Origin of the sequence: Haloarcula sp. JP-Z28 (assembly GCF_011440255.1) — an archaeon.
In the GTDB taxonomy this organism is placed as follows: domain Archaea; phylum Halobacteriota; class Halobacteria; order Halobacteriales; family Haloarculaceae; genus Haloarcula; species Haloarcula marismortui.
The window spans coordinates 1-6,128 of record NZ_JAAOHT010000119.1 but is presented as its reverse complement, the minus strand read 5'-3'; the positions used below and the strand labels follow the sequence as shown (position 1 = coordinate 6,128).

General features: G+C 49.0%; 3 protein-coding genes and 2 pseudogenes. 2 read left to right on the top strand and 3 right to left on the bottom strand.

The window, feature by feature from the left end:
- Positions 1-589: 589 nt before the first annotated feature.
- Positions 590-2,380 carry a ribosome biogenesis/translation initiation ATPase RLI gene (locus G9463_RS22900; RefSeq protein ID WP_165897924.1) on the top strand — a complete coding sequence of 597 codons (1,791 nt, stop codon included), beginning with the start codon at positions 590-592 and terminating at the stop codon, positions 2,378-2,380.
- Positions 2,381-2,578: 198 nt separating this feature from the next.
- On the opposite strand, the gene G9463_RS22895 is transcribed toward G9463_RS22900, so the two are convergent.
- Entirely contained in the window at positions 2,579-2,980 is a 402-nt protein-coding gene (locus tag G9463_RS22895) for a hypothetical protein (RefSeq protein ID WP_007188885.1), read from the bottom strand.
- Between the two features lie 118 nt (positions 2,981-3,098).
- Between G9463_RS22895 and G9463_RS22890 the strand changes: the two genes are divergently transcribed.
- Positions 3,099-5,408, top strand: a complete 2,310-nt coding sequence (locus G9463_RS22890; protein WP_240150133.1) for a hemagglutinin repeat-containing protein — start codon at positions 3,099-3,101, stop codon at positions 5,406-5,408.
- A 244-nt stretch (positions 5,409-5,652) separates the two neighbouring features.
- On the opposite strand, the pseudogene G9463_RS22885 reads toward G9463_RS22890, so the two are convergent.
- Together G9463_RS22885 and G9463_RS22880 are read right to left on the bottom strand one after the other, a co-directional pair.
- Positions 5,653-5,958 (bottom strand): annotated as a pseudogene (locus G9463_RS22885) (transposase); the annotation flags it as partial.
- A pseudogene (locus G9463_RS22880) lies at positions 5,955-6,128 on the bottom strand (IS630 family transposase); the annotation flags it as partial. The pseudogenes G9463_RS22885 and G9463_RS22880, both read right to left, overlap by 4 nt.

Here is a 6,128-nt window from a genome sequence, read left to right as displayed (position 1 = left end):
TCAACCGGAATGTGCTGATATACATCAGCGGCGGAAGTGGTTGCACTCCGTCGGAAGCTAACACATTGGTTCCTACGCCAATGTTGACTACTGCATGGGTCCGTGGGCTCACATCAGATTCCATCTTGACGGCGGACCGCAGGGGTGGAATCCTCATACACGAACACGAGGCTTCGGTGGCCTCGCGTTCTAAGCGAGTGACCCAACCCACCACGGGGGTGGCGTTGGGGTGTCGTTCCGAGAACACTGCCCGGAGCGACCTTCGCATCACACCCGATGGGAGGGGAGTATATAAATAGACGGTCTCGAACCCGCCGTGTTCAGGCCCCACACAGAACATATGTCACATACACACTAGTGCCGCTTCAGCCGTGAATCGCTAGATACACGGTTCAAGCTGTCTCTCGGCTAAATCTAGCAGTTCAGGACTGAAGTCGTACTAGGCAGTGAACCGAGCAGTGTGCCCATCGTTATGATTAAATATTCCCTCCTCAAATACTTATTCCCCAATACCTACGCTGCGAAGCGAGGTTGCAGGAGTCTCTCCGTATAAATATCGACTAGCGCGCAGATTACAGGACAACTATTGATGACTCCACCGTCCGACTCACAGGACGACGAATACGTCGCAATCATTGATCAAAAAGAGGTAACTGACGAGGTACAAAATATTGCTATCAAATATGATCCATTGAACCAATCTGGTCATGAAGGATTCCATATCACCGCTGACGGTGAGTTGCACATTGATGACGCACTGGTGATGAAGGAACACGGATTAATCGAAAAAAAGATTCCAAACGATTCGATTCAGATCGTTCCACTCCCATCTGAGACAGGACAGTTAGTCAATCAGTATGGCAATAATGGATTTCGGCTATACAATCTTCCTGCTCCAGAAGACGGATCGGTTATTGGATTGCTTGGTCGAAATGGAATCGGAAAAAGTACCGCACTCCGTTGCCTATCTGGCCAGCTCAAGCCGAATCTTGGACACACAGATGAGGAGATAGACTGGGACCAGACAATCAAGCGGTTCCGTGGGACAACACTCCAACAACACCTCGAGCGACTCCGAGACGGAGCCGTGACGGCTGCGTACAAAAAACAGCGTGTTGAAACCGTCTCTGAATCGGAGGGCGAAACCGTCCGTGAACAGTTATCAGATCAGCCAAATGATCCTGATCGGTTCGTCGAAGACTTCCAGTTAGAATCAATTTTGGACCGGCCAACTGCTGACCTCTCTGGTGGGGAACGACAACGCGTTTCGATTGCGAGAACACTGCTGAGTGATGCTGATCTCTACCTCATTGATGAACCTTCGTCGTTCTTAGATATCGAACAGCGTCTCACGGTAGCCAATGCAATCCGTGACCACGTTAGAGAGACGGATTCAGCAGCTGTGGTTGTTGAACACGATTTGGCAATGCTGGATTTGCTTTCTGATGCAATACATATCCTCTATGGGAAGCCAGGTGGGTTCGGAGTTGTTTCACAACGGCTCCCAGTCCGGACAGGCGTCAATCAATTTCTGGATGGACGATTGAAAGATGAGAATGTCCAGATTCGGCGGAATTCAATTGATTTCCCATCTGCTAACCAGCGGCGAACCAAGTCTGGTGAAGCAACGCTTGAATATCCGAGCCTCAAGAAATGTTTTGATGAGTTTTCACTGGCCGTCGAAGCAGGCGAGATTCACTACGGTGAATCTATTGGAATCCTCGGAGAAAACGCTCTTGGAAAAACGACATTTGTGAAACTCCTCGCAGGTAGTCTCAGTCCTGATGAAGGGACGATTCCAGACGCCACGACAGTATCATATAAGCCACAATATATTACGCCGGACACGACAGACTCTGTTCGGGAACGATTCGTGGAAGTCACAGATATCTACTCACAGTCATTTCAGACACGGATACGGGATCCATTCGATTTAGAAGAGTTCTATGATCAGCCTCTGAAATCGCTCTCTGGTGGGGAATTACAGCGTGTCGGGATTGCGCTGTGTTTCGCACGTGATGCAGACGTATATCTTCTTGATGAACCGTCTGCATTCCTAGATGTCGACAAGCGGGTGTCCATTGCTGATCATATCCGGCAATTCAGTGAGCGAATAGACCAACCAGTACTCGTTGTTGACCACGATCTGTTCGTAATTGACCGAGTAGCTGACCGACTAACTGTTTTTGACGGGATTCCAGGGAAACAGGGTCATGCAGCGTCACCTCAATCGATGCGAAATGGAATGAATACGTTTTTATCCTCTGTTGGAATCACGTTCAGGCGAGATAATCGAACTGGCCGACCTCGGGTTAATAAACCGGGTAGTCAGCTCGATAGAGAGCAGAAATCCAATGACGAATATTATTACACAGGTTGAGAGACACGGACAGAATTCTGTCTCAGCGAGCGACTCCATTTTATAAATAACCGGGATTTTGAATCGCACTGCAACGTTGTGATGTTTGTCGGTTTATTATTGAAATTGTTTTTCGAGGCTATCATCAATTAAATGTATCGAACGGGCGAACCGATAGCCTATGCTAGATAGTTTGGGACTCTTAATAAATCCGTATTCCTACGCAATCCCAGTCAGCAGTACCCAGATATTGTTCACTACAATGAATATCCCCCAGAGAGTAATTAGAAGCCACAGCACCATCGAAAGTGTGTATATTTGCTGTTTCTCGGATTCCGAGCCAAGAGAAAATAGCCAGCTAAATGATATAAAGAATGCAAATATCATCAGATACAGTGGAATATGAGCCAGCAAGAATGATTGCCATCCTTGTTGTAAATAGCCAGACAACCAAGGATTTGTTTCTATTCCGACGCCGTACACATTAACAGCAAAATAGGTGACAAGAGGATCAGCCACAGCGTGAAGAAATATTGCAACCAAGCCTGCTATCCAGAAGCGCTGGAGACGATAATCAGCAAATGTCTTGGACCACGCATCTGGAAAGACGCTGACGACCATCGCTGAGTCTGGTGGAATAAGACCCTGTAACATAAATATTCCCCCACGCTAGATTATTTATAATCAGCTATGCGCGTACATGGGTTCATCTTCCAGTCTCCAATTTGAGGTTTAAATAATGCTTCGAACAGACACGAGAGCACAGTCTATACAAATCGGGGCTGTACTATTGTTTGGTGTTCTAATCGTCCTACTCTCTACGTGGCAAGCATTTGGGATTCCCAATCAGAACGAGGGCATTGAGTTCAATCATAACCAGAAAGTCCAGCAACAAATGACAGAGTTGCGTACAACAGTCACCTCAATGCCCGACGCATCGGTGCCAAGGTCGGTCACGCTTGATTTGGGAGTCAGGTACCCGTCAAGAGCATTATTCAGGAATCCACCGCCAGCTCCGGGCACTGTGCGAACAGTTGATACTGGCAGGGAAGCGTATGCAATCAATATCACTGGAAGCCCTGTTGATGAAAATCTTGCTCAGTTGTGGAACGAAACTGACACGCGATACAATACAGGTGCTATCAAATACAGCCCTCTATACAGCGAGTACCAGAATCCGCCACAGACCATCTACGAACACAGTGTCGTGTTCAACAAATTCCAGCGCGAAGACACATCACTAGCAATTTCCGGCCAGTCAATCATTCAGGGCGACCGGATCACACTTGTGTTCCTCAATGGCTCACTGAGCGAGACTCAGGCCGGGAGTACATCTGTTGATTTTGAACCGATGAGCACGCAAACACGGACGGTGACCATTGAACCAACAGACGGAAACGTCACGTTAGACATCCCGACACGGCTGGCTGTCGCAGAGTGGCGCGAACTACTCGGTGCCAATCACGAGGTCACTTCATTAGCCAATATTCCGGGAGAAACCGACCCGTTCGCCTCTGATGAGCAGATTCGGACCATTCGGGTCAAAGTCGATGCAAACCGAGGAGGGGGAGTCCGAGACTCATACCGTCTCCAACTGGCAAAAGTCGGTGTTGGGGCAGATGTGACACAGCCTGACCCTGTCTACTTGACTGAGATAGCTGGCAATCAGTCCGAAGTTGACCAAGGCGACACCATGGACCTCACGGTGGAAGTGCGAGACGAGTATAACGATCCAAAGCGTGGAGTGACAGTCCAGGCAACTGCGACAGGCGGGACAGCGAACGTGACCAGCCCAAGTGATGAGGACGGGCGCGTAGAGATCGAATACACAGCGCCCTCTTTGGGGGGGAAAGAAACTGTGACAGTGGAACGGGACCTCAATGGCAACGGTACTATTGAGGCATACGAGCGGGTGCAGTTCACAGTCAACGTGGCCAGCTCAACTTCAGGCACAGGAGACAGTACTGCGCCACAGTTTACCAGTGGACCAACTGCGAACCCGGAGTCTATTCCACAGGGCAGTAGTTTCGACCTCACGGCGACCCTTGATGACATTGGCAGGGGCGGGACGGACATCATATCGGTGACGTGGGCCGACAACCAGGGCAACAGCGGGGAACTCTTGCCCAGTGATGGAGAATTTGATCAGCCCAAGGAATCCGTTGAGAACACTATTGACACCAGTGGTTGGAGCAGTGGCGATCATACAGTTACTGTCACCGCCAAAGATGCGAACGGAAATACCAGAAGCGAAGACGTGACCGTGACGATACAACCTGGTGCATCGCTCCCATTCAATGCCGTCGCATTCAACGATCAGGACGGTGATGGTGTGTACGACAGTAGTGAGGAATTATACACAGAATCTGAGGCTGCGCAGCTGGACACGTCGGTTGATCTGGTCGTGGAAAATGATATCACTGCCAACAAAGTCGATATCAGCACACGGTCAGTGAAACTGAAAAGTGGTGTGACATTGTCTACGAACAACGAACTAAAGTTGGATGTCAGTGAGAGGATCGATCTTGGAGGAGGAACTCTGGACAGCGGGAATAAGATAACGCTGAAGTCCTCGAGCAGTGGAATTGATGCTCAGGGCGCGACACTTGAGAGCAAAAACGAGATGAAGCTAACAGCCGATGACGGTGATCTCAATCTTATTGATGCAGACATGAACAGCGAAAACAAGGTCACGCTCTCAGCTTCAGGTGAAGTTAACGCTCAGGGCGCGACAATCGAGAGCAAAAACGAGATGAAAATAACCGCTAACGGCGGCGATATGAATCTCAGTGGCAGCGCGCTCACAAGCGATAATAAAATCACACTAATCTCATCAGCGGATATTGACTTGAGAGACACAGAGCTCCAAGCCAAGAATCAGATCAAAGCAACGCCTGCGTCAGCAGGCACGCTATTCGTGAATAATAATGATGGTACCCGCGCAGACGGCGGAACATACATTGAAGATCAGAATGAAAATAAAGGTGAGATTCGGCTACAACAGGGCTCAGTGAGTGGAACGCCGGAGAAAGGAGATGTAACACAGTGAATAGTATTGAGTTCGTGAACTGCATAGTCCCGGAGTGAGTATCCTGTAAGTGAATAATCGGAAGCTCTATTCCAAGAATCATAAATAAAAGGAATACAACACCACAATTGGTTCATTAGTAATCTACTATCAGTACTTATTTGTCTATCGTCACCCAGAGCGAGTTTATCATAATAGAATGCTGTTGTAAATAAATACGTGCCCTCCATCTTTACAGACCGTTCAGAAGATATTAATTTCGTTCTTATGTAGAATTGCGGAAAGCCCCAATAACGAGACAATCAGCGATTGACTGGACGGATTCCCCAGCCAGGGTGAGGGAGCGAACGATGCCGAAGGTGTGAGCGGTCTGTTCCAAGCCCTGCTTGGACAGGCCGCGGAACTTCCGCAACCACGGCTGAACAAGCGAAAATAGGCACTCAGCCTGGTTAATATGGACGCCTTCTGGCGAAACGTACCTCTCTTTGTGTACGACCGTTCGGTGGTCAAAGTCCATCTGTCGGTATGCCTGGAGTCCGTCGGTCCAGACCTCTCCCAGCGTAGTACTTAGGAGAAGAACTGCAAGCGAGAGCTGAGGAATTCGTCGATCCATAATTTGGCGAAGCTCAGCCGAGACGTGAGTTGTTCGAACAGTTCTGAGACGAGAGCGCGGAACTCGTTCGCGCTCTCGACAATCAGTGGAGAGGCTTCCCATTTCAGACTCTTCCAGATCTGCTCGAT